Source organism: Leucobacter sp. CX87 (assembly GCF_018682295.1).
Classification (GTDB): domain Bacteria; phylum Actinomycetota; class Actinomycetes; order Actinomycetales; family Microbacteriaceae; genus Cx-87.
The window spans coordinates 50,471-75,988 of record NZ_JAFIRI010000004.1; the positions used below are offsets into that span (position 1 = coordinate 50,471).

Here is a 25,518-nt window from a genome sequence, read left to right on the forward strand (position 1 = left end):
CGCCTGCCTAGGGAAGAGCTGGAACCCCACGCGAGTGTTCAATCAGAAACTTCGTGGTCTGTTCGAAACCGTGGGGCCGACAAATGCCATACCCCTGGGCGCGCTCACAACCGGCCTCTTGCAGTAAGCGGAGCTGTTCGTCGGTCTCGACCCCCTCGCCGACGACCTCGAGGCCGAGGCTGCGCGCGAGGCTCACGATCGCCCCGACGACGGCCTGCGATTCGCTATCGTCGCCCTGCACGAAGCTCTGGTCGATCTTCAGCTCCGCGATCGGCAGCGTGACGAGCCGCGTCAGCGAGGAAAACCCGGTGCCGAAGTCGTCGATCGCGATGTTGATCCCGAGGTCGGCGAGCCGACGTAGGTGGTTGAGTGCGGGCTGCTCATCGATGAGCGACCTCGACTCGGTGATCTCCAGGGTCAGCTGCCCAGGCGGCATGCCCTCGTCACGGAGAATCTGCAGGGTGCGATCCGCGAAGTCGGGCCGTTCGAGCTGCGCCCCCGAAACGTTGACGGACACCCCGATATCAAGGCCCTGCTCGCGCCAGCGCCGAGCGTCTCGGCATGCCGTGACGAGCATGACCCTGCCGATTTCCGTGATCAGGCCGTTCATCTCGGCCAGCGGGATAAAGAGCAAGGGCGAGATGGCCCCGAGCTCGGGGTGCGTCCACCGGGCCAACGCCTCGACTCCAATGACGCGCCCAGTGCGCAGGTCAAGTTGTGGTTGGTACGCGGCAAAGAACTGCTCGCTGCGAATCGCCGAGTGCAACTCGGTGTCGAGCATGAGTTCCTCGACGCTGCTGAGTCCGAGCTGCGCGGCCTCCCGCTCGCGCACCCGGGACAACTGACTCCGCTCAGCCTCCGCGATGAGCTCACAGGCGGCCGCCGCAAAGTCCGTCTCGTGCGCCAACGCCTCGCGCGTGACCAGGCGGCTCACCCCGAACGAGAACTTCAGGTAGACGCGGTCGGCATCGATCCCCACCGGTGCTTCGAACCCCTCGCTGACCCGCTCCAGGGCACGGTCCACCCCGGTATCGCTGTCGTGCCCCTCGAGCACGACGATGAACTCGCTCCCCGAGGTGCGGGCGATGATCGCGCGCTCGCCGAGCAGGTGGCGCAGCCGCCGGCCCACGCGGCGAAGCGCCCGGTCGCCGCCCTCGCGGCCCAGCATGTCGTTCACTCGACCGAATCGGTTAACGGCGAGGCACGCGACCACGAGGCCGCGGTGGAGTTCGGGGTGGCGCAGCCGCTCGGCGAGCTCGGCCTCGAGCTGATGCCGGTTCGGCAGCCCCGTGATGGGGTCGTGCTCGCTCTCCCACAGCAGCTGCTCGTGCAACTGCGTCGAGGCCATCGCGAACCCTGCGATCTGGGAGAGGGCGGCGAGGCGATGGCTGAGGTCGGCCGATAGTTCGGTCGGCGGCTCGTTCGTAATCCAGTGCGCGACCACCAGCCCGTTGTTCTTGCCGTCAATGTGCAGGGGAACCGTGGCAAAGGCGACGACGCCGTGCGTTTCGAACAGGAAGCGCCCGAAGGCCGAGTCCTCTGGCCGATTGAGCGTACTCACCTCGCGTGCGAGCAGCTCGTCCAACGCGGGCAGGGAGAACGGGCTCTTGGTCCAGTGTCGCGGGTCGAGGTCGGCGTCGTGCTGGACGTCATCCCAGCCCGCGTGGCCCGTCATCGCGTACAACTCTTCGCGGTCGGTTCCCGCATGCAGAATCACCATGCACCGGTCCGCGCCCGTCAACCCGCGCATGGCGACGGCCAAGCACGTCGAAATCCAACGGATCTCGCTCGGCTGAGGCTCACGGCCGTTGCCGGGCTCGGCGTCACTACCAGCCCCAGGTTGCACCCTCGCTCCTCAGTACCGTGTCGGTTTACTGCGATGCTATGGCGTTCTGGACGCGGTACACAAGAGCGCTTCAGGCCCGGTGTACTACCATTCCAATCGTGCATCGAGCCGGTGCCGCCTGAGGAATCTGGAGTCGAGCATGAAGCGCGTTCTTACGTACGGAACCTTCGACCTGCTGCACTGGGGTCACATTCGACTGCTCCGCCGCGCCCGGTCGCTCGGCGACTACCTCGTCGTCGCGCTCTCGACCGAGGAGTTCAACGCGGGCAAGGGCAAGAAGACCTACCACGACTTCGAGACACGCAAGGCGATGCTCGAGGCCGTGCGCTACGTGGACCTGGTGATCCCCGAGAACGAGTGGGACCAGAAGATCGGCGACGTCCAGCGCTACGAGATCGACACCGTGGTCATGGGCGGCGACTGGGAGGGCGACCCGCGGTTCGAGCTGCTGCGCCCCTACTGCGAGCTCGTCTACCTCGATCGCACCGAGGGCATCTCCACCAGCAAAATCAAGAACGACCTCGGCACCTAGCCGACGGGATCCTGCCGAAACGATACGGGCCCCGCGCCGAACTCCGTTCAGGAGTCGCCGCGGGGCCCGTATCGTGTGTGCGCTAGAGCACCTTCGACAGGAAGGCCTTTGTGCGCTCGCGCTGCGGGTTCGAGAGCACCTCGCGCGGGTCACCCTCTTCGACGACGACGCCGCCATCCATGAAGACGAGCTTGTCGGCGACCTCGCGGGCGAAGCCCATCTCGTGCGTCACGACGATCATGGTCATGCCGCTCTGGGCGAGGCCCTTCATGACGTCGAGCACCTCTCCCACCAGCTCGGGGTCGAGCGCGCTCGTCGGCTCATCAAACAACATGAGCTTCGGATCCATGGCAAGCGCGCGTGCGATGGCGACGCGTTGCTGCTGACCGCCCGAGAGGTGCGCGGGGTAGTGATCCCACTTGTCGGCCAGGCCGACCCGTGCAAGCAGTTCCATGGCGCGCGCCTTGAGCTGCGTCTTGCTGCCCTTCTTCAGCAGCATCGGCGCAGCCATGACGTTGCCGAGCGCGGTCATGTGTGGGAACAGGTTGAAGCGCTGGAACACCATTCCGATGTCGCGGCGCTGACGCGACGCTTCCCGCGGGTGGAGTTCGTAGAGCTTGTCGCCTGACTGGCGGTAGCCCACGATTTCACCGTCGACCGACAGTCGGCCGGAATCGACCGTCTCGAGGTGGTTGATGCAGCGCAGGAAGGTCGACTTGCCCGAGCCCGAGGGCCCCACCAAGCAGAGCACTTCGCCGCGCGCCACCTCGAGTGAGATAGAGCGGAGCACGAGGTTCGACCCGAAAGCCTTCGAGACACCCTCGGCCTTGACCATGGGCACATTGCTATCGGTCATCGTGCGTCACCTTCTCCGTGATCTGCCACGGGCTTTGGCCGGTCGGCCTTCGCCTTCGCGATCTCCGTCGCCGACGGCACCCCGAGAGTCTGCGTTTCGGTAGTGGGCTTCATGACGTCGGGACGCTGAGCCACCCCTCGCGCAAAGTGCTTCTCGAGGTAGTACTGGCCCACCATCAGGATCGAGGTGACGAACAGGTACCAGATGGATGCCACGATCAGCATGGGCACCGGCTTGTACGTCACCGCAGCGATATCGCGGGTTCGCGTGTAGAGCTCGAGGGTGAACGGGATCGCCGTGACCAGCGAGGTGGTCTTCAGCATCGAGATGACCTCGTTGCCCGTCGGCGGAATGATCACGCGCATGGCCTGGGGCAGCACCACTCGCGTCATCGTGTGCCACCAGCCCAGGCCGAGCGCGGTGGCCGCCTCGTCCTGACCCTTGTCGACCGAGAGCAGGCCCGCGCGGACGATCTCGGCCATATAGGCCGCCTCGTTGAGCGCGAGACCGATCACGGCGAGCGCGAACGTGTTGAGCAGGAGGTCGGTCTCGACCGCGACCCAGGGCTCCATGAACGGGATGCCGAGACCGATGGTCGGGTAGATCACCGAGAGCAGGCCCCAGAACACGAGCTGTACGTACACCGGGGTGCCACGGAAAATCCAGAGGTAGACCCAGGCGATGGACTTCACGATGGGGTTCGGCGAGAGTCGCATGACCGCGAGGGCGATGCCCATCACGATGGCGATGATCATCGAGTAGATCGTGAGCTGCAGCGTGTAGCCGGCGGCCTGGGTGACGCGCGTATCGAAAAGGTACTTGCCCACCTCGGCCCACTCGAACGCCGGGCGGTTGAACGCGGCGTCGAAGATGAAGATGCCGGCGAGGAGGACCAGGAGCGTGGCGAACACGATCCGGCCCGGGTGCTTGAGCTTGATCGCGACGATCGGCTCAGATTCATAGAACGGCAGGGACTGCGGCGGCTCTCCCGCCGCAGCCCCGTGCTTCGTTTCACTCATTGGTTAAAATTTCCCCGCATTAATGGTCGCTTCTTCAATCGCGCCAGCCTCGACGCCCGCGTCCTCCAGGATCGTGAGGTAGGTGCCGTCGTCCATGAGGGACTGCAGCGCGGCCTGCACGGCCTTGGTCATGTCGCTGTCCTTCTTGGTTGCGAAGCCGTACGGCGCGACGTCGAAGGCCTCGCCCGAGGCCTCGATCTTGTCCTTCAGCTGCGCGATCGCCGCGAGCGTGACGGGCGAGTCAGCCGAGAAGGCGTCCGCCTTACCCAGCACGACGGCGTTCGTTGCCTCTGCCTGGCCGTCGAAGGGCAGGATCTCGATTGCCGGCTGGCCATCGGCGACGCACATTTCGCTCTTCGCGGGAACCTCGTCGGTGTGCTGGTAGGTGCCCGCCTGCACGGCGACCTTCAGGCCACACGCGTTCTCGGGGTCGACCGTCTTGCCGATCGGGGCCGCCCACAGCACACCAGCGGTGTAGAAGTTGACGAAGTCGACCGACTTCTGGCGCTCGATCGTGTCGGTGAACGACGACGAGCCCATGCCGACCTTGTCGCCCGTGATGCTCGGGATAATGCTGTCGAAGCCCATGATGCGCCAGTCGGGCTCGAGGCCAAGCTTGGCGGAGACCGCGTTGGCGAGGTTGACGCCCCAGCCGACCGGGTTGCCGTCCTTGTCCTTGAACTCGTTCGGCGGGTACTCGGCGTCGGTTCCGATGACGAGCTTGCCGGAGTCCTTGATATCCGAGGGCAGCAGGGCGACCGCGGCCTCGTCGGGCTTGATCGAGGAGCTGTTGTCAGTCCCCGTGTCCGTGGTGGAGCCCTCGGTGTTGTTGACACAGCCGGTCAGGGCGAGCGCCGCGACTGCGGCCAGGGCGGGGAGCACGTAGCGAATCTTCATCGATTCATCCTTCTCTCTAGTGGGGCATGTTGCGGAGACCGGGTTGGCCGCCGCGGGACTGAAAGTTACTGGCCGGCGTTGAGGGTCGCGGTTTCAAGCGCGCCGCCCTCGACTCCCCACTCCGTGAGGATATCCAGGTACGTGCCGTCGTCAATCAACGACTGCACGGCGGCCTGGATTGCGGGGACGAGGTCGATGCCCTTCGCAATCGCAAAACCGTACGGCGCCTCGTCGAAGGTGCCGCCCGCGGCGACGAGCTTGCCGTCCATCTTCTTGATGGCGTAGAGCGTCACGGGCGAGTCGGCCGAGAGCGCGTCGGCCTTGCCGAGCGCGACCGCGTTGCTCGCGTCCTCCTGGCTGTCGAAGGGCAGGATCTGGATCGCGTCCTTGCCGCTCGCCACGCACGCCTCGCTCTTCGCGGGCACCTCGTCCGTGTGCTCGAAGGTGCCCGACTGCACGGCCACCTTCAGCCCACACGCGTTGTCGGGGTCAACGGTCTTGCCCGCGGGGGCAGCCCACTGCACGCCGGCGGTGTAGTAGTTGACGAAGTCGACGACCTGCTGGCGCTCGGCGTTGTCGGTGAAGGAGCTCGCGCCGACGTCCATCTTGCCGCCGGTGATGCTCGGGATCAGGCTGTCGAACTTCGCCTGGCGCCACTCGGACTCGAGGCCCAACTTGGCGGCCACCGCGTCGGTGAGCTGAATCGTCCAACCGGTGGGGTTGCCCTCGGCGTCCTTGAACTCATTGGGCGAGTAAGACGGGTTGACGCCCAGCACCAGCACGCCGCGATCTCGGATATCGGCGGGCAGCAGCGCCTCAGCCGCGGTGTCGACCTCGACCGTGGGGCCCTCCGCAATGTTCGGGGTGCCGGCTTCGTTCGCCGCGTTGTTGACGCAGCCGGTCAGTCCGAGGGCCGCGAGCACGAGGAGTGCGGGGAGCATGGTGCGTGTCTTCATTGATGCCTTTCTCGATTCCTGAGCGGGCGCGCGCTCGGCGCCCCCGGACCGGTCGATTGATCCTGAGTGTACTGGGGCGAGTCGTCTCGGAAAGCGGCAGGCTCTCTGGTCATCAACAGATACTGTCTGTAACTCACCGCGAAAAAACGCCACGCTCACCTCATGACCATCGCACTCGCGACAGACCCTGTCTGGTAAGCGTGGCATCTTCGCGCTTTCCCTCCGCTGCTGGGTACACCCTGGCACCTTGCCGCGGTGCCCGAGCGGGGAAACGTCTCCCTTCGAGCGTACCGGCGGCAGCCCAGCCCGCATGCCCGGTCGGGGCAATCGCGACCAATCCGAGACTTTTCACCGGCCTGCATGTCGGGCCGGCCGAGGGCGTATTCTCTGACCATGGCACGCATCGAAGACGCAACTATCACGCCCACCAAGATCGAGCTCGTCACCACCTGGCTGCCGACGCAGCCGTGGTTCTCGGGCGACCACGAGGCCGCGACGATCGTCGGCTCGTACCGCTTCGACGACCCCGAGGGCGAGGTGGGCGTCGAGGTCTTGCTCGTGCGCACCCCCGGCGCCGACGCCGCCACCTGGCAGGTTCCGCTGAGCTATCGTGCCGCGCCGCTGGCCGACGGCGAGGAGTTCTTCATAACGACGATGGAACACTCGGTGCTCGGTCCGCGCTGGATCTACAACGCGATCGGCGACCCCGTCTACCGCACCGAGCTCGCCCGCGTCATCGCGCAGGCCGACACCAACGTGCCCGAGTTTGTGAATGGCCCCCAGGGCCTGGTGGAGCGCCCTCGGAAGACGCTGGTGCAGGGATCCGGCATCGCCGAGCAGGCCGTACCCGAGTTCTTCGCCGCCTCGGTGATCGATGCGAGCGACGTCGACGGCGCAGCCGTGGTCGACACCGGGCTCGCCCGCCTGATCGTGACCCGCAAGGTCGGCGGGCGCGCGCTCGCGACGGCCCTCTCGGGCGGCGCGCAGGGGCACCTGAGTGGGCACTGGCCCGGGCAGGAGGCGCCGCAGCCGCTCGCCGCGCTGACGGTCGGCGTGCGCGGCTAACTGCACGAACGATCACCCCTCAACCAAAAGGTTGAGGGCGATCTCAACCGGGCGCACGATGTTTCTGCCGCACCGCGCTGCTGGACTGGGGTCATGTCTGATCTGCGCCAGCGCGCCTCCCTTGCCGAGCGCCTTACCTCCAAGCGCGGCGCCAGGATTTCCCTGGCAGTCGTCGTACTCGCCATTGTCGCGCTCTTCGGAGGGCTGAGCGGGGCCGAGTCCCCCGCGAGCAATCTGCCGTCGCCGGTGGGTTCCGAGTCGGGGCAGGTGCGCGAGCTCAGCGAACAGTTCGCGGGCAGCGACGAGGGGTCGATCCTGATCGTCTCGACCCGCGACGACGGGGGAACGCTCAGCGAGGCCGACCTCGCCGCCGTCGGCGCGTGGGTTTCGGGGATCGACCGCGCGACCGGCCACACCGCCTCGCAGCCGTTTACGAGCGAGGACGGCAAGGCCGCCGTGATCCAGACCTCGATCACCCTCGGCGAGGACAACACGGCCACCGCCGATGCAGTCAAGGACGTGCGCGCCGAACTCGCGGCCAGCCCCATCGACGGGATCACCGCGCAGGTGACCGGCGGCTCCGCGTTCGGCGCGGACATCGCGGCGTCGTTCGAGGGCGCAGACTTCACCCTGCTGCTCGTCACGATCCTCATCGTCGCACTGCTGCTTATCGTGACCTACCGCTCGCCCATCCTGTGGCTGATCCCGCTCGCGGTCGTGGCCATCGCCGACCGCCTGGCGAGCCTCGTCACCGACACCGTCGGCAGCGCCCTCGGTCTGCAGTTCGACGCCGGCATCATCAGCGTGCTCGTGTTTGGCGCGGGCACCAACTACGCGCTGCTGTTCATCTCGCGCTACCGCGAGGAGCTCCTTCTCGATGAAGACCACCGCTCGGCGCTCGCGACCGCCTGGCGGAGGACCGCCCCGGCGATCATCGCGTCCAACGTCACCGTCGTGCTCGCACTCGGCACCCTCGTCTTCGCAGTGATTCCGGGCACCCGGGGCCTCGGCATCACCTCCGCCATCGGCCTCGTCATCGCGCTCGTCGCGGTGCTGTTCGCGTTGCCGCCGCTGCTCGCGATGTGCGGTCGACGCGTCTTCTGGCCCCTCGTGCCGCGCCCGGGCGAGACGCGCACTCGCCGCCGCTTCTGGGGCACCATCGCGGGCGGCGTCGTCCGTCGCCCAGTGGTCTCCCTCGTCGCGGGGGCTGCCCTCCTCGCCATCATGGCGACCGGCCTCATCGGCACCTCGATCGGGCTGACGCAGACCGAGAAGTTCCGGGTCGCCTCCGAGTCGGCCGCCGGGCTCGAGACCCTGTCCGAGCACTTCCCCGCTGGCGAGTCCCAGCCCATGATCGTCATCGCCGACACGGAGTCGATCGACGACGTGCGCGCCGCCGCGGCGGACGTCGACGGCGTGATCCGGGTGACCCCGCTCGGCGAGTCGACCGATGGCACGCTGAGCAAGCTGATGGTCACGGGTGAGCCCGGCCCCGGAACCCCCGAGAGCCTCGCGCTCGTCGAGGATCTGCGGGCGAGCGTGCACGACGTACCGGGCGCACAGGCCCTCGTCGGGGGCGCGGTGGCCGACGACCTCGACTCCCGCGCCGGGAACACGCAAGACCTGTTCCTGATCGCCCCGCTCGTGCTCGCGGTCAGCTTCATCGTGCTGCTCGTGCTCCTGCGCTCGCTCGTCGCACCGACCCTGCTGCTCCTCGTGAACGTCGCGAGCGCACTCGCGGCGATCGGGGCAGGATCCTGGCTCAGCCGCGTCCTTTTCGGACAGGACGCGCTCGATCTCCAGGTCCCCCTGCTCTCGTTCCTCTTCCTCGTCGCCCTCGGCATTGACTACACGATCTTCCTCGTGCATCGGGCGAAGGCGGAGTCCGCCCTGCACGGCACCCGGGACGGCATGGTGCGGGCGGTGGCCAGCACCGGCGGCGTCATCACAAGCGCGGGTATCGTGCTCGCTGCGGTCTTCGCGGCGCTCGGCACCCTGCCGCTCGTGACCCTCGGGCAGCTCGGCCTCATCGTCGGGCTCGGGGTGATCGTCGACACCCTGGTGGTGCGCACCGTGATCGTGCCCGCGATCTTTGCGCTCCTCGGCGACCGCATCTGGTGGCCGTCGCGGGCACCGGGCGCGGCGCTTCGCGGCGCTGCCCCGCGCAATCCGGCCGATCAGGAGGCAGAATCAGAGCATGGCCAGCAGCCGCGCGAAGCCGCCCTCACCCGATAGCCCGATCGCTCAGGGCGCCCCGCGCACCCTGAGCGCCACGATCCGGTCGATGCAGCTCGGGCTGCACTTCATCACCGCCGTGCTCATTGTCGTCGCGTGCCTGCGCGCGCTCGCCGATGGCTCGCCCGCGGCCCCGGTGCTGCTCGGCGCCCTCGTCTTCTCTGGCTGGTACGTCGGCGGAGTGGTGCTCGCGGGGCGCGTCGACGACCGCCCCGTGGCGGCCTGGTGGCTCGCGGGCCTCGCCCTCATCTGGGTCGGCACGGTGGCGGCCTCGGCCGAGTTCATCTGGCTCGCGTTCCCACTCTGGCTCCTCGCGGGGTACATCTTGCGGTGGCGCTGGGCAGTCATCTGCTCGGTCGCGGTGTTCCTCGTCGTGGCCGTCGCCCCGCCGCTCCACTTCGGCACCACCAGCTACGCCAACGTGATCGGGCCCCTCCTGGGGGGAACGTTCGCGCTCTTCATCGCCCGCGGGTATGTCGAGCTGGTGAACGACCTGCAGGAGCGGCAGCGGCTCGTCGCCTCCCTCGTGCACGCCCAGACCGAAATGGCGGCGCTGCAGGAGGAACTCGCGAAGACGCAACGCCTTTCGGGCGCGAAGGCCGAGCGCACCCGCATCTCGCGCGACATCCACGACACGGTCGCGCAGGGGCTGTCGTCCATCTCGCTGCTCACGACCGCGGCGCTCGAACGGGGGGAACTCGCTGCGATGCCGCGCACCCTCGAGCAGATCGACGCGCTCGCCCGCGACAATCTCGTCGATGTGCGCCGCATCGTTGCCGCCCTCGCGCCCGCCGCGCTCGACGAAGGCGCACTCTCAGGAGCGCTCCGCCGCATGCTCGAGCGACTCACCGAAGAGACCGGGCTCGCCACCGAGTTCCGCGTCGACGAGAACCTGCCCGCGCTTCCCACCACCGTCGAGGTCGCCCTCTTGCGCACCGCGCAATCGGCGCTCGCGAATGTGCGCCAGCACGCCGAGGCCACCCGGGTGGTCGTGAACCTGGCGGACGCCGGCGACTCGGTCCGGCTCGATATCGTCGACGACGGGGCGGGCTTCGACACCTCGGCCTGGCACACCCGCTCGCGCGGATCCGGCGCCGCCACGACCGGCGGGTACGGGCTCCACTCGATGCGCGCACGCCTGCACGAACTCGGCGGCGGGCTCGACGTCGAGAGCGCCCCGGGCGAGGGCACCGCCCTCTCAGCGCACGTCCCGCTCGCGGCGAAGCCACTGGAGGACCCTCAGCCATGACCATCACCGTCCTGCTCGTGGACGACCACCCCGTCGTCCGCACCGGCCTGCGCGCGCTCTTCGCCAACTCCGACGCGGTCACCGTCGTCGGCGAGGCGGCCACCGGCGAGGAGGCCATCGCGCTGGCCGAACACCTGCACCCCCAGGTCGTGTTGTGCGACCTACGCCTCGGCGCCGGCATCGATGGCGTCGAGACGACCGCCCGGCTCCGCGCGCAGACTCCCGCCCCGGCCGTCATCATCTTGACCACCTTCGACCACGACGTCGAGATCCTGCGCGCGGTCGAGGCCGGCGCCGCCGGCTACCTGCTGAAGGACGTGTCCGCGGCCACGATCCTGTCGTCCCTGACCGAGGCGGCGGCCGGCGGGATGGTCCTCGCCCCCGAGATGGCGCGCCGCGTCGTCGACGGGATGCGTCAGCCGCAGCCCAAGCTCACTGCGCGCGAGCACGAAGTCCTGCAGTTGCTCGGCACGGGCGCCTCGAACCGCGAAATCGCCAAGGCGCTCTTCGTCACCGAGGCGACGGTGAAGACCCACCTCGTGCACCTCTTCGGCAAGCTCGGCGTCGAGAGCCGCGCGAAGGCCGTGACGCTCGCGCGCGAGACCGGCCTCATCTCCCCCTTCGATTCCCGAGACAGCTAGTTCCCAACGAAAGGTCCACTATGCACAAGCTCTACGTCGCCGCATTCACCTACATGGCGGTTGGCGTCGCCTCCGGCCTCTTCTACCGCGAGTTCACAAAGGCGTACGACTTCCCATCGGGCGAGTTCACCCAGCTGGGCCTCGTCCACACCCACCTGCTGACGCTCGGCTTCATCGTCCTGCTCATCGTGCTGCTGCTCGAGAAGCAGTTCCGCATCTCGGACAGCAAGCTGTTCGGCTGGTTCTTCTGGACCTACAACGCGGGCGTCGTACTCACGTCGGGCATGATGATCTGGCACGGCTCGCTCACCGTCATGGGCAAGGAATCCAACGCGATGATCTCGGGGATCGCCGGCCTCGGCCACATCTTCCTCACCGTCGGCATGGTGCTGCTCTTCCTTGCGCTCGGCAAGGGCATCAAGCGCGACCAGGCAGCCGTCGCCGCCGCGTAGTCTCACTCCCCGACGCGACCACGGCGGGCCACCGGGCAGGATCCGGTGGCCCGCCGTGGTCGTTTGGCGCAGCTACCAGCGGTTCTGCACGTCCTCGGCCCAGCCGACGATCCCGTCGAGCGCGACCTGCTCGCCCGATTCACGAAGCGCCCAGCCGCGCCAGACCCCAAACGCTTGCCGGGTATCGCTGTCGATGACGAGCGCGTTGGTGCGAGCCCGGCGCACCCCGAACGGGGTGAGGGTCGCGTCGACGCGCTCGCCGCTCACGCGCCAGGGCCGCTCGGGCGCCTCGCGGTCGTACTCCCACGCGAGCTCATCGGGGAGGTACTCCGCGACGCCGTCGACCATCACCGCGTTCTCGGTCGAGCCGGTGCCAGCGGTCCAGCGGCCGCCCACCTGCAAGCCGATCGTGCGGCCCGCCACGACCCCCGAGCCGGCGCCCCAATTCCACTGCATCGAGTAGGGCCAGCGCCCCCGCCCGCGGTCAAGCACCGCGAACGAGTCTGCAGCAAACTCGTGACGCACCCCCGCCACCGTGAGGGCGCCCGAGACGGGTTGCGCTGGCGCCTTCACCGTGTACTGAAAGCGCTTCTCCGACCACGGCACCACGACGGCGAGCGCGTCACCCTGCAGACGCACGGTGGCGTCGATCTCGAGCTCGCCGAGCGTCGCGCGCAGCCGGGCCGTCGCGCCCATCCCCGCGTCGACGAACTCGAAGGAGTAGCCCCGACCGGCCGCTCGTGCGGTGAACGGGGGCAGCGAGTCGGGCAGCGAAACGCCGCGCGCGAACGGCGCAAGCGCGCCGCGTTCGATCTGCGCTCCGGTCGCCCGGTCGAGCACGAAGAACTGGTGCACGCCCGCGTAATCCAGGCTCGAGATCGTGAGGCCAATGACGTGCGCGGGCGTCGTGATGCCCCAGTACTCCCAGCGCTTATTCCGGCCCCAGGCGAGCGGGGTGCGCGGCAGGTTCGTGCGGTGCAGGTGCCGGCGCGACCAGCCGATGGCGGCCGGGTTCAGCCGCCCATCGGGCAGGCAGAGCGGCACGGGGTCGTGGAACTCGGGCAGGGGCACGGTGCGGCGGAAGGTCGACTCAGCCACGCGCCGCGCCGAGGAAGCTCGCGATGCGCTCGCGCGCCTCGGGCCCGTCCAGGGCGGCGCCGATCGTGTGCGCCTCTTCGGCCAGCTGCTCGGCGATCGATCGCCCGGGCCGCGAGCGGATCAGCCGCTTCGCCTGGCCGTACGCTCCCGCCGCGCCCTCGATCCAGGACCGGGCGATAGCCTCGGCCCGCTCGGAGACCTGCTCATCGGGCACCACCTCGGCGGCGATCCCCCAATCCAACGCCTCCTCGGCCGTGAGCATCCGATCCTGCAACACCAGTTGGAGCGCCCGGCGCTCACCGACAGCGGCGGCCAGCAGGGCGGTCACCGAGAGGTCGGGGGTCAACCCGACGTTCGCGTACCGGCTACCGACCTTCGAGCGCTCGCCGAGGACCGCATAGTCGCTGCTCAGCAGGATCCCGAGGCCGCCGCCGGCGGTTGCCCCGTTGGCTGCGGCCACGACGGGAATCGCCGAGTCGAGCAGCGCACGGATGCCGATGTTGATGCGCTCGGCCAGCGCCTTGACGCCAGCACCACCCTCGGGCATCTCGGAGATTGCGCGGACGTCGCCGCCCGCGCAGAACGCACGCCCTCGGCCCTCGACGAGGATCGCCTTGACGTCCGGCTCGCGGACCGCCTGGGTGGCCAGGTTCGACCAGCTCTCGGCCATCTCGCGGTCGAAGGCGTTGAGCTTCTCGGGGCGATTCAGCGTGATCCGGGCAAGCCCGTCGCTGATCTCAAGCAGGATCGGCGCCTCGGTCACGGCTAGCTCGCCGCCTCGTCCGCACGCAGGGCCGCGGCGAGCGCCGCCTCGTCGGGCGCGTAGCCCGCGATGTGTCGCTCGTCCGGCCCGTTGTAGGCCGAGAGCGGGCGGATCAGGGCGTTCGAGGCCGCCTGCTCGGAGATGTGTGCGGTCCACCCGGTCACCCGGGCCGCGACGAAGAGGGGCGTGAAAGTGAGCGTGTCAAAGCCCATGAGGTTGTAGGCCGGGCCCGAGGGGTAGTCGAGGTTCGGGTAGATGCCCTTGCGCGAGACGAACTCGTGTTCGAGCGTCTCGTAGAGCTTCACGACGTCGGGCCGATCGTAGAACGCGATGAGCGTATCGAGCGCGGCGCGCATCGTGGGCACGCGCGAGTCGCCGCGCTTGTAGACGCGGTGGCCGAAGCCCATGATCTTGCGCTTCTCGGCGAGCGCGGTCTCGAGCCAGGGCACGACCTGCTCGGCCGAAGCGATCTCATCGAAGATGTGCATGACGGCCTCGTTGGCGCCGCCGTGCAGCGGGCCCTTGAGCGCGCCGATCGCTCCAGTGACCGCCGAGTATAGGTCCGACATCGTCGAGGTGATCACGCGCGCGGTGAAGGTCGACGCGTTAAACGAGTGCTCCGCATAGAGGATCATCGAGCGGTTGAAGGCGTCGACCACCACGGGGTCGGCCACCTCTCCGAACGTCAGCCAGAGGAAGTTCGCGGCGTAATCGAGGTCGTCGCGCGACTCGATCGCCGGCAGGCCGTGCCGGCGGCGCTGGCCGTAGGCGACGATCGCGGGCAACGCCGCGTACAGGCGGATGCTGCGCTCGAGGTTCAGCTCGGGGCTGCCCGAAGCGTCGAGTACGGACGCGCCGGCCGAGGTGTCGGAGGCCCCGAGCACGCTGACCGCGGTGCGCACCTCGTCCATCGGGTGGGCGTCCACCGGCAGCAGGTCAATGACCGCCTTGACATTGGGGGCGAGGGCGCGGTGTGCGCGCTCCGTCGCGCGAAGCTCCGCGAGCTCCGCCTCGGTGGGCAGCTCGCCCGTCCACAGCAGATGCGCGACCGCCTCGAACGGCTGGGTCGCCGCGAGCTCCTGCACCGGGTAGCCGCGGTAGAGCAGGCTGTTCGTCTCGGGGTTCACCTTGGAGATCGCGGTGACGTCCGCGGTGACTCCGGCGAGGCCCTTCTTGATTTCTACTTCCGCCATGATTGCTCCTTTGCGGTGGCCAGCTGGGTGGGGCCCGGCACGTTGCCGGCCGGGCCCCGGGGTGTCTCGTTAGCGCTCAACCTCGAAGTTGAACACGTGTGTATCGAAGTGGTTGTAGCCCTCATAGTCAATGAGTTCGTACAGGTCAGCTCGGTGTTGCATCTCTCCGAGCTTGCCGGTGAGATGGCCCTCGTCGTTCAGCGTATCGAGGGCACGGGAGGTCGCACCCATCGCGATGCGAAGCATCGAGACGGGCCAGATCACCATGTTCACACCGACGTCTGACAGTTCCTGCGTGCTGAACAGTCGGCTCTTGCCGAACTCGGTCATGTTCGCCAGGATCGGCACGTCGAGGGCGGCCCGCATCGCGGCGAATTCCTCGAGCGAGCGCATCGCCTCGGGGAAGATCGCATCGGCGCCCGCGTCGACGAGCGCCTTCGCGCGATCGATTGCGGCGTCCAGCCCGTCGACCGCCGCGATGTCGGTGCGCGCCATGATCAGGAAGTTCGGGTCGCGCCGCGCGTCGACCGCGGCCCGGATCCGCTTGACCGCGGTGTCCTGGTCGACAACCGCCTTGCCGTCGAGGTGGCCGCAGCGCTTCGGGTTGATCTGGTCCTCGATGTGGCAGCCGGCGAGGCCGGCGTCTTCGAGTTCCTGAATGGTGCGGGCCACATTCATCGGCTCGCCGAAGCCGGTGTCGGCGTCAACGATTGCGGGCAGCTCGGTCATCCGGGCGATCTGCTTCGCGCGCCCCGCCACCTCGGTGAGGGTGGTGAGCCCGATGTCGGGCAGCCCCAGGTCTGCCGAGAGCACGGCGCCCGAGATGTAGACGCCGTCGAAGCCCTTCTGTTGGATCATGCGCGCCGACAGCGGGTTGAAGGCCCCGGGGAACCGCAGCAGCTCGCCGCTCGCCAGGCGCTCGCGGAACGCGCGGCGCTTGGCCTCGGGGGTGCTCTTCGCGTACAGCATTAGAAGAGGCCCTTCGGGCTCGGCACCGACTCGAGCAGGCCGGGCTTCGCGACGATCGTGAGCTCGTTCACCTCGGCCGCGCTCAGCTCGGGCAGGCGCTGCACGAGCTCAAGGAAGCGCTCGATCTCGGCGGGCTCGAGCACGGGCTCGGCCAGCATGCGGAACTTCGCGATGTAGTTCGCGCGGGCGAACGGGCGCGCGCCCAGCGGGTGCGCGTCGGCGACGGCGATCTGGTCGATGATCTTGCTGCCGTCCGAGAGCGTGATCTCGACGCGGCCGCCGAACGCCTTCTCGGCAGGGTCCTCCGAGTGGTAGCGGCGCGTCCACTCCGCGTCCTCCGCGGTCGTGATCTTGTTCCACAGCTCGACCGTGTCGGCGCGGCCCGCGCGCTCGGGGGCGTACGAGGCGACGTGGTGCCACCCACCGTCCTGCAGCGCGACGGCAAAGATGTAAGGGATCGAGTGATCGAGCGTCTCGCGCGACGCCAGCGGGTCGTACTTCTGCGGGTCGTTCGCGCCCGAGCCGATGACGTAGTGCGTGTGGTGGCTCGTGTGCAGCACGATGCTCGCGATGTTCGCCGGGTCCTGCAGCTCGGGGTGCTCGCCATGCAGCTTCCGGGCGAGGTCGATCCAGGCCTGCGCCTGGTACTCGGCCGAGTGCTCCTTCGTGTACGAGTCGAGAATGGCACGCTTGGCTTCGCCGGGAGCGGGCATCGGCACATCGTAGGACGCGTCGGGGCCGTCGAGCATCCACGCGATGACGCCGTCCTCTCCCTCGTAGATCGGCGACGGGCTGGTCTGGCCGCGCATGGCACGGTCGACCGCCTCGACGGCCATCTTGCCGGCGAACGCGGGGGCGTGCGCCTTCCAGGTCGAGATCTCGCCCTTCCGGCTCTGCCGGGTCGCGGTCGTGGTGTGCAGGCCCTGGCCGACCGCCTGATAGATCGTCTCGGTGTCGAGGCCGAGCAGGGTCCCGATGCCGGCGGCGGCCGACGGGCCAATGTGCGCGACATGGTCGATCTTGTGCTTGTGCAGGCAGATCGAACGCACGAGGTTCATCTGAATCTCGTAGCCCGTGGCGATGCCACGCGTGAGGGCGGCGCCGTCCTTGCCCGCGTGCTGCGCGACCGCGAGGATCGGCGGGATGTTGTCACCGGGGTGCGAGTACTCGGCCGCGAGGAACGTGTCGTGGTAATCGAGCTCGCGCACGGCGACCCCGTTGGCCCAGGCGGCCCACTCGGGGCTCGACTTCGTCGCCGGGTCGCAGCCGAAGATCGTGGCGCCGGTGCCGCCGGTCGAGACGGGGTGCGCGAGGGCTTGTGCGCGCGAGGCGACGATGGGGCCACGCACGAGCGAGGCCGCGGCGACGGAGGCGTTGTCGATGACACGGTTGATGATCATGTCGACGACCTCGGGGTCGACGGCGACGGGGTCGGTGGCGACCTCCGCGATCTTCCAGGCGAGCTGCTCGGCACGCGGCAGGTCCTCTTCGCTGCGATAGACGCGAACGTGGTGGGTGACGGTCATGGGGTTCCTTCCGACAGAGAGCTGAGGATCGAAGTCAGTGCGTGGTGCAGGTGTACATGGGTGGCATGGGCGGCGAGCTCAGCGTCGCCCGCCGAGATCGCGCCGGCGATGAGCCGATGCTCGGCGACCGAGGCGCGCAGGCGCTCCTGGTTGTCGCGGGCCAGGCGGCGGGCGCGCGCGAGGTGGGTGCGCACGGTGCGGAGGGCAGCCACAAGATAGGCGTTGTCGACCGCCGCGTCGAGCGCCGCGTCGAACTCGGCGATCAGCGCGTAGTAGGCGTCGACGCCGCCCTCGTGGCCAAGCCCCGCGCGGTCGAAGGCGTCGGCGAGCGCGGCGAACACCGCGCGGTCTCCGCGCAGAGCCGCCAGGCGCGCAGCCGTCTCTTCGAGCGCTCGACGCGTCTCGAACAGCGAGCGCACGTCGCGGGCGTCGAAATCGGTGACCACCATGACGCGCGGCGACTGCTGCGCGACGAGGCCGTCGGCGATCAGGCGGCCGAGAGCTTCGCGGACCGGGGTGCGGCTGAGGCCCAGGCGCTCGGCCTGCGGCGCCTCGCCGAGCACGGCGCCGGGCGCGAGCACGCCGCCCTGAATCTCGTCCAGCAGCAGCGCGTATGCGCGATCACTCGCCCGTATGCCCACACCCCTCATGCACTTACCGTATACATAAACGGCAGAATTACGCCATAGAACATGAGTATCTCGCCTTTATGGATACTAAAGGCGAAGATCGCGGACAGTTGCCCAGACGCAAGACCACGCCGGGGGAACAGAATGTCCCAAAGGGTGCGGCGAACGCGACCGCCCACTCCAAGAGCCAGAGAAGCTCTGACGCTGCAGCCGGCAGCACGAGCCCCCACCCAGCAGGATCCTGCCGCTACGCGGAGCGCCGGCGCGCGATGTCCGCGAGCGTGTAGCTGCCCTGCGGGTTCTTGCCGAGCTTGTCGCGCGCCGCCGCCACCAGCAGGTGGCCGACGTGCGAAGCCCGGCCAGCCCGCAAGATGCGGGTGCGCAGGCTGTAGGCGTCGGTGATCGCCACGCGCGGCGCCCAGACGGGCGAGCGGCGGCGGTTCGAGACGCCCGAGGTCAGGTGCAAGAACGCCTGTGCGCTGCCGATCGCCGAGGCGAGGTCGACGCCGATCGAGATCGACGGGAGCGACGCGGGCTCCGCCCCGTCCTCGCCCTGCACGGCCTGCAGCGAGCGCAGGTCGGTGTAGGGCGGAATATAGGGCAGGCAGCGTGACAGGTCGACGCCCACCTCCGCGATCTCGGCGAGCGGGGTTTCGGGCGTGAACCCCATGAACCGCTCGAACGTCCACGCCGAGTCGGGTGCGAAAGACGTGACCTGGGCCGCGAAGCCGATGTTCATGACGAGCAGGTCGGGGATGGCCTGCGCCCGCGCCCGTCGCGCGATGAGCGTGCCGATCTCGGGCCGGGTGAGCTCCGACTCGTCGAGCACGAGCGAGGCACCGTGCATGAAGGGCTCGACATTGTCGGGCGTCACACCGCTGAGGAAGGTCTCGACCTCGGCGTCGGGATTGATGTCGAGCACGCGCTCACGAAACACCTCGGCCTTGTCGCGGCCGACCGACGACGCGGTCGCGCCCTCGACGCGGTTGACGTTCTCGGGCTCGAACACCTCGGGGTCGGCGATGCTGAACTGCGAGACCCCCATGCGGGCCAGCTTGAGGCCGAGCTGGAACCCGTCCCCGCCGACGCCAGCGATCGCGACCCGCGACTCGACGAGCGCCCGCTGTTCGTCCTCGCTCCAGAACCCGTAGTTGCGCGAGAACTCGGGCGACGTGATGGTCTTCGCCATCAGGCGGCCCGCTCGCTCGCGGCGTTTCGGGCAGCGCGCCCGAAGTAGGCCATGGCGGGCTCGGCGGCGCGGTAGCGGTCGATGAAGCCACCGTTGCGCGCGTTCACCAGCTCGGCAGAGGCCGGGATATCGATCTCGATCGGCAGGTTGTAGTCGAGATAGTGCTCGACATAGCGCGGATCGCCAATGCGCTCAATCGCGATTGAGCCGTTCAGCACCCGCTCGAGCCAGGGCTCGATGATCGCGAACGTGCGCCCCAGCTCATGGTTCGCCACGTAGGCGAGCATGATTGCAAAGAGGTGCCACTGCACGAGATCCTGCAGCGCGGCCCGCTCGTGGCGAGCGATGACTCGTGACACCTCGACGCTGTTGACCGTGAGGTCGCCCGGGGCGAACGAGTCGGGGCAGAACTCCTCGACCGGAAGTGGGTGTTCGTCACCGCGCAGGATCAACCGGGACACCCCGACGACGCGCACGCCGTCCGCGTGATTCTCGAAGACCGCGAACGTGACCGAGCGCGCGTCGTCGTCGTCGCGATCGGTGCCGTCCGGCTGCAACTCGCTCTCCGCGAGTTGTCCCGTCTGATCGACATACACTTTCTTGCGAAGGTGGAAGTGGGCGGCATACTCCGCCTCGAACCCGGCAACCGCAATACCGCCCTCGGCGATGATTCCGCACGCCAGCCTGGAGGTGGGTTCGTCGGCGAACAGCGCCGAGCCAATCACCGGGATGACCTGGTGGTTCGTGACCGAACGATCAACGTGAGACAACGTCACCGTCCCCCTGAAGGCCACAGTGCCCTCGCTGCAATGGACAGTTCATGAATCCCCCTGGATTGTGGGCCCGATGGGGACCCATCGACACTCCATTCTGCCCTACAACGCGTTGCGAGACGTGCCGAAACGACGCCGCGTGCGGCGCGAGGCGACACTGCAGCAAATTCGGGCGCGTCGTTCGCAATTTGCCCCCCATCGCTGGGGTCGAATTGCTACTATGAACCACAGAGTAGAATGCGATTGGAGGAGCTGTGCCGGCAGACAAGTGGAATCTGGAAGCGCGCGCGCGCGACAAGCCTGCGCTCCTCGAGGCACGCGCCGCGGTTCTGCGAAGCGCGACCCACCACGTTGAGTCCGTCGGCCTCTCCCTCGGCATTGATGCCGTGCGCATTGAGGCAATCACCGCCGAGGCTGGCGTTACCGCCAAGCAGTTCTACCAGATCTGGGCGACCCCCGAGGATTTCCTCACCGATTTGTTCTGCGAGCTGGCAAACCAGGCGCAGATCGACCGCGCCGACACCGAAACCCTGCTCTCGACCTGGCAGTACCTCAGCATGCGCACGGACGACCTCCGCTCGACCGCAGGGCGCCGCAGTATCTTGGTCGACGTTATCCGCACCGCCGCGGAGTACAACTTTGGTGCGGTGACCGCTTCAAGTAAGTGGCGCACCTACGCAGCGCTCTCGACCACGATCATGTCCTGGCCCGAGGGTGAGGCGCGCACGCGCGTGCTCGACGCGCTTCGGGCGAGCGAGCTGTCTTTCGTCGACACGATGGAGAGCTTCTACCGCAACGTGCTTCCCACGATCGGCTACCGCCTCAAGCCCGCCTTCAACAACGATTACCAGCCGTTCGTCGTGGCGGCGGCCTCGGTCATCGAGGGGCTCGGCATCGTGCGCTCCACGGTTCCCACCCTCGTCGAGGCCCACTTCGACCTCCCGGTAGAGAACGGCACGGAGACCTGGTCCGTGGCTTCGCTCGCGTTCGTGGGCGTCGTCGACGCGTTCATCGAGCAGGATCCGACGTTCGCTCCCGACGAGGCGATCGCGCGGCTCAGCGGCGGCGTCGACGTGACGCCCCCGTCGCAGTCCGAGGCCGACTCCGACTACTAGCCGCGGCCGTCCCCCAGTGGGCGGCGGTGCAGCGCCTACTCGGCGAGCGCCTGCGTGCCCCAGCGTCGCAGACGATCGGTGGTGCGCGCGAGCGATATCGGCCTGCCGTAGAAGTAGCCCTGCGCGCTGCGCACACCGAGCTCGACCATCACGTCGACCATCTCTTGCGTCTCGATGCCCTCCACCACCATCGCGTAGTTCAGGTTGTCACCGAAGCCCTGCAGCGCCTTGATGACCTCGCGCTGACGCTGGTCCTCAAGATTGTCGATGAGGCTCTTGTCGATCTTCAGGATGTCCATCGGGAACCGGATCAGGGCGCCGACCGATGAGTCGTCGGAGCCGTAGTCGTCGAGCGCGATCATGACTCCGGCAGCCTGCATGATCTCCGCATCGCGCCGCAGCTCGTCTGTGACAGATCGTTGTGAGCGCTCGTTGAGCTCAATACACAGGGAGATGTTCGGGTGGGCACGAGCGGCCTCCCGAATAAACGGCCCCAGCTCGTCTTCGCTGATCTGGCGCAGCTCGAGGTTTACGGTCATGCAGGTGATGCTCGGCTCAAGGCGATAAAACTCCTCGGCGGCGTTCAACGCCTTCGTGATGACCTGCTTGGTCAGGAGATTCATGAGGCCGAGGCTCTTGGCCCGCGCCACGAGCGATGGCGGCGTGATGGGGCCAAGCTCCGGATCGACATACCGCACGAGCGCCTCGAACGCCCAGATCTTGCCCTCGTCGAGGCTGACGATCGGCTGGAACGCGAGCATGAGCCGATCCTCGTTGATCGCACGCGCGACAATGTCGTTGGTGCGGGTCGAGCGGTGCGAGGCGATACTGAAGGTGCTCACCTCCGCCGATCCACCTTGGCGCCGCGAGCGCTTCACCTGCAGCATCGTGCGGTCGGCGTCCATGACCAGGGTCTGCGCGTCGAGCTCGCGGTGACTCGAGAACGCGAGTCCGGCGCTGACGACCGGCACCATGTCCTGTCCGGCGAGCGCGAGCGGCGCACTGATTGCCCGGATGATCCGGTCAGCGGCTTCCTTCGCCTGCTCGATCGATACGAGCCCGGTGAGGATCACGACGAATTCGTCGCCTCCGACGCGCGCGACGAAGTCCCCGCCCCCGGCCGTACTCTGCAGTCGGTCGGCGACCGCCCGCAGCAGCTCGTCGCCCGCGTGGTGCCCCAGGCTGTCGTTGAGCTTCTTGAAGTTGTCGAGGTCGATGAAGAGCAGGGCAATGCCCTCGTGGTACGGGCGGTGCTCGTTCGCCTCGACCAGCGCCAGTTGGAATGCTCCGTAGTTGGGCAGGTTCGTCAGCGGGTCGCTGTTCGCCCGCCGCTCAAGCGTGTTGACCTCGTGCTGAATCCGCGCGGTCTGGCTTGCCATCTGGGCGAGGGTGGCGAGCGCGTGCTGGTCCTCCCGCGCGAAGGGCACCCCTCCCAACTTTCGCGAAGCGATCAAGAACTGCTCGACGCCCGACTCGAGCTTTACGGCTGCGCCGATCTCGTGCCGCTCGGGCGCCCGGCCGCGGAGCTCGACGCTGCTCGCCTGGACGATGGACTGCACCCGGCGCCGCAACGCCCCAGCAAGACCGCCCTCGGTCTCGCCCGGCAGCTCGACCGCCGCTTCCACGACCGCGCCCAGCCGACGTTCGATGTCGTCGTACCGCGCGCGCTGCGCGAGCACGTAGAAGAACAGGGCCGAGAGCACCCAGACAAACGGGGAGCGCGTCGCTTCGGGATCCTGTTCGAGCCACGGGATCACGGTGGAGTCGACGAAATTGATGAGCGCGGCCGAACTCCCGGCAAGGAGAATGACACCCCCCAGTCGGAGCGGGCTGAGCGCGGAGAGCCCGAAACTGTGGTCGAGCGCCCAGCGGCCCCGCAGCCGGACGAACTCGACCAGCAGCACGATGAGGTAGTAGGCCGCGGCCGCGGCGAGGAAACTGACGATCGACCAGACGCCGCGGGCCTCAAGGCTCGCGTGAATCCCGACGAAGACGAACGCGGCGGCGGTGCTGACGCCCGCCAGGTAGAGGGCCTGGAGGATATTGCGGCGCAGGATCAGCTCTGAGATCACGCGCCCGATCGCCCAAATACACACGCTGTATTGCGGGGATTCATTGGTGGGTTGTATCGCGAGCATGATGACCGCGACCCCGACCGGCGGCAGCCCCGCGACACGGCCGACCTGTATCCGGAACGGGCCACAGATAATGACGCTCACGATGACCGTGATCACGAGGACCCAGGAGTGCGGCGTCGAGCCGCTCAGCCAGTAGACACCCAGGCCGACCGCGCACAGGGCGAAGAGGGCGAAAGGCGCGGTAAAGAGGACGCCCCGATTCGTCGCGTCAATGCGTCTGAACACGGCCCCCACCCCTGTCGCGGTGTGCCCACGCGACGTTCACTACGCGCGGTACAGCACCAAGATCGTGTTAATCATGACATGCCCGGCGCCCGATTTCGTTCCGTGACGCACTGCCGCGGGCGAGTGGGACAGCTTTGTGCACTGCCTTCCCGACAGGCAACCAATCCTGATGACGGACTCCCCCTCGGACAAGAGCGAGCCCCTCTCCGTGACGATACGCCGCGAGCGCCATCCGCGAGACGACGCCAGTGCGAACGATGTCGAGTGGGGAGGTCTCCTACGCAATCCCTACCGATGCCCCGAGCCCCGCAGAATCCTACGCTCCGAGCAGGTTGACCCATTGTCGTGCGACCTGGGGCCTGTTCTCACGCGTCGCACCCGCATGAGAACGGATGAAGCACATGAGCATATCTACGCGGCGCGCTCGCAGTGATGCGGGGCACCGTTCGCGTCACGGCCGCACCTTCGTCGCATTGATCGCGGCAACAGCACTCACCCTGGGGCCGGGGGTACTGACCGCGTTCGCCGACGATTCGGCTCCCACGCCCGTCGTCGTCGAACCGGCCGCCGCACCGGCACCGGTCGCCGAAGTCGTCGCGCCCGAGCCGCCGGCACCGGCGCCTGCCGAAGCGGCACTCGCACCAGTCGAAGTCGTGCCTCCTCCTGTCGAGCCCGCAGAGGTCACGCCTCCGCCCGAGGTCGTGACCCCTCCCGCCGAGGAAGTCGCACCGCCCACTGACTCAGTCGATGCAGTCGAGCCAGAGCCCGCAGCAGCGACCGCCACTGAAACCCCGGAATCGACACCCTCGGCATCCGCCCGCGTGGCGACCGACACTGCTAAGACGGGTGGGGACGACAACCCCCACAACAAGATCAAGATCTGTCACGCCACCGGCTCCGAGAACAATCCCTTTGTTGTCAACCGGCCCAACGCGAATGGCACGGTTGATGGGCATGCGGGGATGGATCACCAGAACGGCGAGGACATCATTCCTCCCTTCGACTACAACGAAGATGGACAAAATGCGCACTTCCCGGGCCAGAACTGGGACGAGGGAGGCCAGGCGATCTACAACAACGGTTGCAACCTCCCGGACCCTGAGCCCATGGACCCGGTGATCAGCGTTACCCCGCCGGTGTGTGTGCCCGTGGGCCAGCCGGTTCCGACGATGATCGCGGTGTCGCTCGAAGACCTCATGGTCGGATCCAACTACTCCGTGGAAATCTCACGGGACGGCTGGAGCGATTCGGTTGATTTCGTGGCCGAAGGCATGACAGCGATGCTTGACGTCCCCGTGAACGGGCTCGGCGCCTACACGGTGACGGTCTACGGACCCGAACAGCTGAGCGATTCGGCCTGGTTCTCGTTCACCCAGTGCGAAGGCCCCGACCCTCGCGACAACGTCTCATTCTGCCACGCAGTGACCGACTACCCGGAGGTGGCAAAGTTCACTTCGTTCGCTGACTTCCTGTACTACGAGTTCCTCACCCTCCCCAAGGGCGAGATCCTGGATGGTCACGCCTGGGTGCACCCGGACGACATCATCCCGCCGTTCAGCTACTTTGACGGCGAATCGCCCGTCGAGTTCCTCGGCCAGAACTGGGACGAACACGGCCAGATGCTGCTGCGCAATGATTGCGAGGAGCTCGTCCCCGTCCCCGTGGTGAACGTGGACATCGTGCAGTGCACCGGCCCGAACGGAGTCGTGCCGAGCACCGTGCTCGTCACGATCGGCTCGCTGGTGGTCGGCGACGATTACACGCTGCTCCTGAACGGCCCGATGGGCCTCGCCGAATCGACACCGTTCACCGCCACCGCGGAGACGATGGAGTTCGAACAGGCCGTCAACGGACCGGGAGATTTCGTCGCGGAAGTCTCGAGCGACTCGGAAGATCCGGTGATGGACATGCAGGCCTTCACGGTGAACCCGCAGTGCGCGGTCAAGACGCCGCCGGTCGTCACCACCTCCTCGCCCAAGCCGCCGATGCTCGTGTCCACGGGCGTCGACGGTGAGGGCCCGAACCTGGCGGCAGCGATCCTGCTGCTCGCCGGCGGAAGCCTCCTCACCGCCGCAGGCGTGAGGCGGGCGACCCGGTCGCGCGGTTAGCGGCTCCGGGGCGAGCACCCGTCGCCCTTCCCCAGACGATGCCT

The 25,518-nt window shown here is 67.9% G+C and carries 22 protein-coding genes; 8 read left to right on the plus strand and 14 right to left on the minus strand.

Going from position 1 to position 25,518, the window contains the following annotated elements:
* Positions 1-7 precede the first annotated feature (7 nt).
* Positions 8-1,750: a putative bifunctional diguanylate cyclase/phosphodiesterase gene (locus KOE53_RS05700; protein ID WP_255499695.1), complete on the minus strand. Its 1,743-nt coding sequence runs from the start codon at positions 1,748-1,750 to the stop codon at positions 8-10.
* A 235-nt stretch (positions 1,751-1,985) separates the two neighbouring features.
* Here KOE53_RS05700 and tagD point away from each other — a divergent pair, with 235 nt between their 5' ends.
* Entirely contained in the window at positions 1,986-2,378 is a 393-nt protein-coding gene (tagD, locus tag KOE53_RS05705; RefSeq protein ID WP_188057750.1) for a glycerol-3-phosphate cytidylyltransferase, read from the plus strand.
* Between the two features lie 82 nt (positions 2,379-2,460).
* On the opposite strand, the gene KOE53_RS05710 is transcribed toward tagD, so the two are convergent.
* The 4 genes from KOE53_RS05710 to KOE53_RS05725 all read right to left on the minus strand — a co-directional run bounded on the left by KOE53_RS05710 (position 2,461) and on the right by KOE53_RS05725 (position 6,106).
* On the minus strand, positions 2,461-3,234 hold the full coding sequence (locus KOE53_RS05710; RefSeq protein ID WP_285895460.1) for an amino acid ABC transporter ATP-binding protein: 774 nt from the start codon (positions 3,232-3,234) through the stop codon (positions 2,461-2,463).
* Positions 3,231-4,253: an amino acid ABC transporter permease gene (locus KOE53_RS05715; protein ID WP_188057751.1), complete on the minus strand. Its 1,023-nt coding sequence runs from the start codon at positions 4,251-4,253 to the stop codon at positions 3,231-3,233. The genes KOE53_RS05710 and KOE53_RS05715 overlap by 4 nt, the downstream gene beginning before the upstream one ends.
* 3 nt (positions 4,254-4,256) lie before the next feature.
* A complete protein-coding gene (locus KOE53_RS05720) occupies positions 4,257-5,150 on the minus strand; it encodes an ABC transporter substrate-binding protein (RefSeq protein WP_188057752.1) in 894 nt (297 codons plus the stop codon).
* Between the two features lie 65 nt (positions 5,151-5,215).
* Positions 5,216-6,106: an ABC transporter substrate-binding protein gene (locus tag KOE53_RS05725; protein ID WP_188057753.1), complete on the minus strand. Its 891-nt coding sequence runs from the start codon at positions 6,104-6,106 to the stop codon at positions 5,216-5,218.
* 393 nt (positions 6,107-6,499) lie between these two features.
* Between KOE53_RS05725 and KOE53_RS05730 the strand changes: the two genes are divergently transcribed.
* The 5 genes from KOE53_RS05730 (at position 6,500) to KOE53_RS05750 (ending at position 11,748) form a co-directional block, all read left to right on the plus strand.
* Positions 6,500-7,171, plus strand: a complete 672-nt coding sequence (locus KOE53_RS05730; protein ID WP_188045908.1) for a maltokinase N-terminal cap-like domain-containing protein — start codon at positions 6,500-6,502, stop codon at positions 7,169-7,171.
* 93 nt (positions 7,172-7,264) lie between these two features.
* Complete coding sequence (locus KOE53_RS05735; RefSeq protein WP_188057754.1) at positions 7,265-9,406, plus strand: MMPL family transporter; 2,142 nt, start codon at positions 7,265-7,267, stop codon at positions 9,404-9,406.
* On the plus strand, positions 9,369-10,655 hold the full coding sequence (locus KOE53_RS05740) for a sensor histidine kinase (protein WP_188057755.1): 1,287 nt from the start codon (positions 9,369-9,371) through the stop codon (positions 10,653-10,655). The genes KOE53_RS05735 and KOE53_RS05740 overlap by 38 nt, the downstream gene beginning before the upstream one ends.
* On the plus strand, positions 10,652-11,296 hold the full coding sequence (locus KOE53_RS05745; RefSeq protein ID WP_188045911.1) for a response regulator: 645 nt from the start codon (positions 10,652-10,654) through the stop codon (positions 11,294-11,296). The genes KOE53_RS05740 and KOE53_RS05745 overlap by 4 nt, the downstream gene beginning before the upstream one ends.
* A gap of 20 nt (positions 11,297-11,316) precedes the next feature.
* Entirely contained in the window at positions 11,317-11,748 is a 432-nt protein-coding gene (locus tag KOE53_RS05750; protein ID WP_188045912.1) for a DUF2871 domain-containing protein, read from the plus strand.
* Between the two features lie 72 nt (positions 11,749-11,820).
* Here the strand turns inward: KOE53_RS05750 and KOE53_RS05755 are convergent, their stop codons facing one another.
* From KOE53_RS05755 to KOE53_RS05790, 8 genes are all read right to left on the minus strand, one after another.
* Complete coding sequence (locus tag KOE53_RS05755; RefSeq protein ID WP_353055589.1) at positions 11,821-12,846, minus strand: DUF2804 domain-containing protein; 1,026 nt, start codon at positions 12,844-12,846, stop codon at positions 11,821-11,823.
* Entirely contained in the window at positions 12,839-13,609 is a 771-nt protein-coding gene (locus tag KOE53_RS05760) for an enoyl-CoA hydratase/isomerase family protein (RefSeq protein WP_188057756.1), read from the minus strand. Before KOE53_RS05760 ends, KOE53_RS05755 begins: the two co-directional genes overlap by 8 nt.
* Before the next feature lie 2 nt (positions 13,610-13,611).
* On the minus strand, positions 13,612-14,802 hold the full coding sequence (locus tag KOE53_RS05765) for a bifunctional 2-methylcitrate synthase/citrate synthase (RefSeq protein WP_188057757.1): 1,191 nt from the start codon (positions 14,800-14,802) through the stop codon (positions 13,612-13,614).
* Between the two features lie 69 nt (positions 14,803-14,871).
* Positions 14,872-15,771 carry a methylisocitrate lyase gene (prpB, locus tag KOE53_RS05770; RefSeq protein ID WP_188057758.1) on the minus strand — a complete coding sequence of 300 codons (900 nt, stop codon included), beginning with the start codon at positions 15,769-15,771 and terminating at the stop codon, positions 14,872-14,874.
* Positions 15,771-17,297, minus strand: coding sequence for an MmgE/PrpD family protein (locus KOE53_RS05775; RefSeq protein WP_188057759.1), 1,527 nt, complete (start codon positions 17,295-17,297; stop codon positions 15,771-15,773). Before KOE53_RS05775 ends, prpB begins: the two co-directional genes overlap by 1 nt.
* Positions 17,294-17,932 carry a GntR family transcriptional regulator gene (locus KOE53_RS05780; protein WP_188057933.1) on the minus strand — a complete coding sequence of 213 codons (639 nt, stop codon included), beginning with the start codon at positions 17,930-17,932 and terminating at the stop codon, positions 17,294-17,296. Before KOE53_RS05780 ends, KOE53_RS05775 begins: the two co-directional genes overlap by 4 nt.
* 241 nt (positions 17,933-18,173) lie before the next feature.
* Entirely contained in the window at positions 18,174-19,115 is a 942-nt protein-coding gene (locus KOE53_RS05785) for a ThiF family adenylyltransferase (protein ID WP_188045918.1), read from the minus strand.
* Positions 19,115-19,891, minus strand: coding sequence for an N-acyl amino acid synthase FeeM domain-containing protein (locus tag KOE53_RS05790; protein ID WP_353055590.1), 777 nt, complete (start codon positions 19,889-19,891; stop codon positions 19,115-19,117). The genes KOE53_RS05785 and KOE53_RS05790 overlap by 1 nt, the downstream gene beginning before the upstream one ends.
* A 251-nt stretch (positions 19,892-20,142) precedes the next feature.
* Between KOE53_RS05790 and KOE53_RS05795 the strand changes: the two genes are divergently transcribed.
* Entirely contained in the window at positions 20,143-21,003 is an 861-nt protein-coding gene (locus KOE53_RS05795) for a hypothetical protein (protein ID WP_353055591.1), read from the plus strand.
* A gap of 35 nt (positions 21,004-21,038) precedes the next feature.
* Here the strand turns inward: KOE53_RS05795 and KOE53_RS13805 are convergent, their stop codons facing one another.
* Positions 21,039-23,366, minus strand: coding sequence for a putative bifunctional diguanylate cyclase/phosphodiesterase (locus KOE53_RS13805; protein WP_188057760.1), 2,328 nt, complete (start codon positions 23,364-23,366; stop codon positions 21,039-21,041).
* 401 nt (positions 23,367-23,767) lie between these two features.
* Between KOE53_RS13805 and KOE53_RS05805 the strand changes: the two genes are divergently transcribed.
* Positions 23,768-25,474, plus strand: a complete 1,707-nt coding sequence (locus tag KOE53_RS05805) for a hypothetical protein (protein WP_188057761.1) — start codon at positions 23,768-23,770, stop codon at positions 25,472-25,474.
* Positions 25,475-25,518 lie beyond the last annotated feature (44 nt).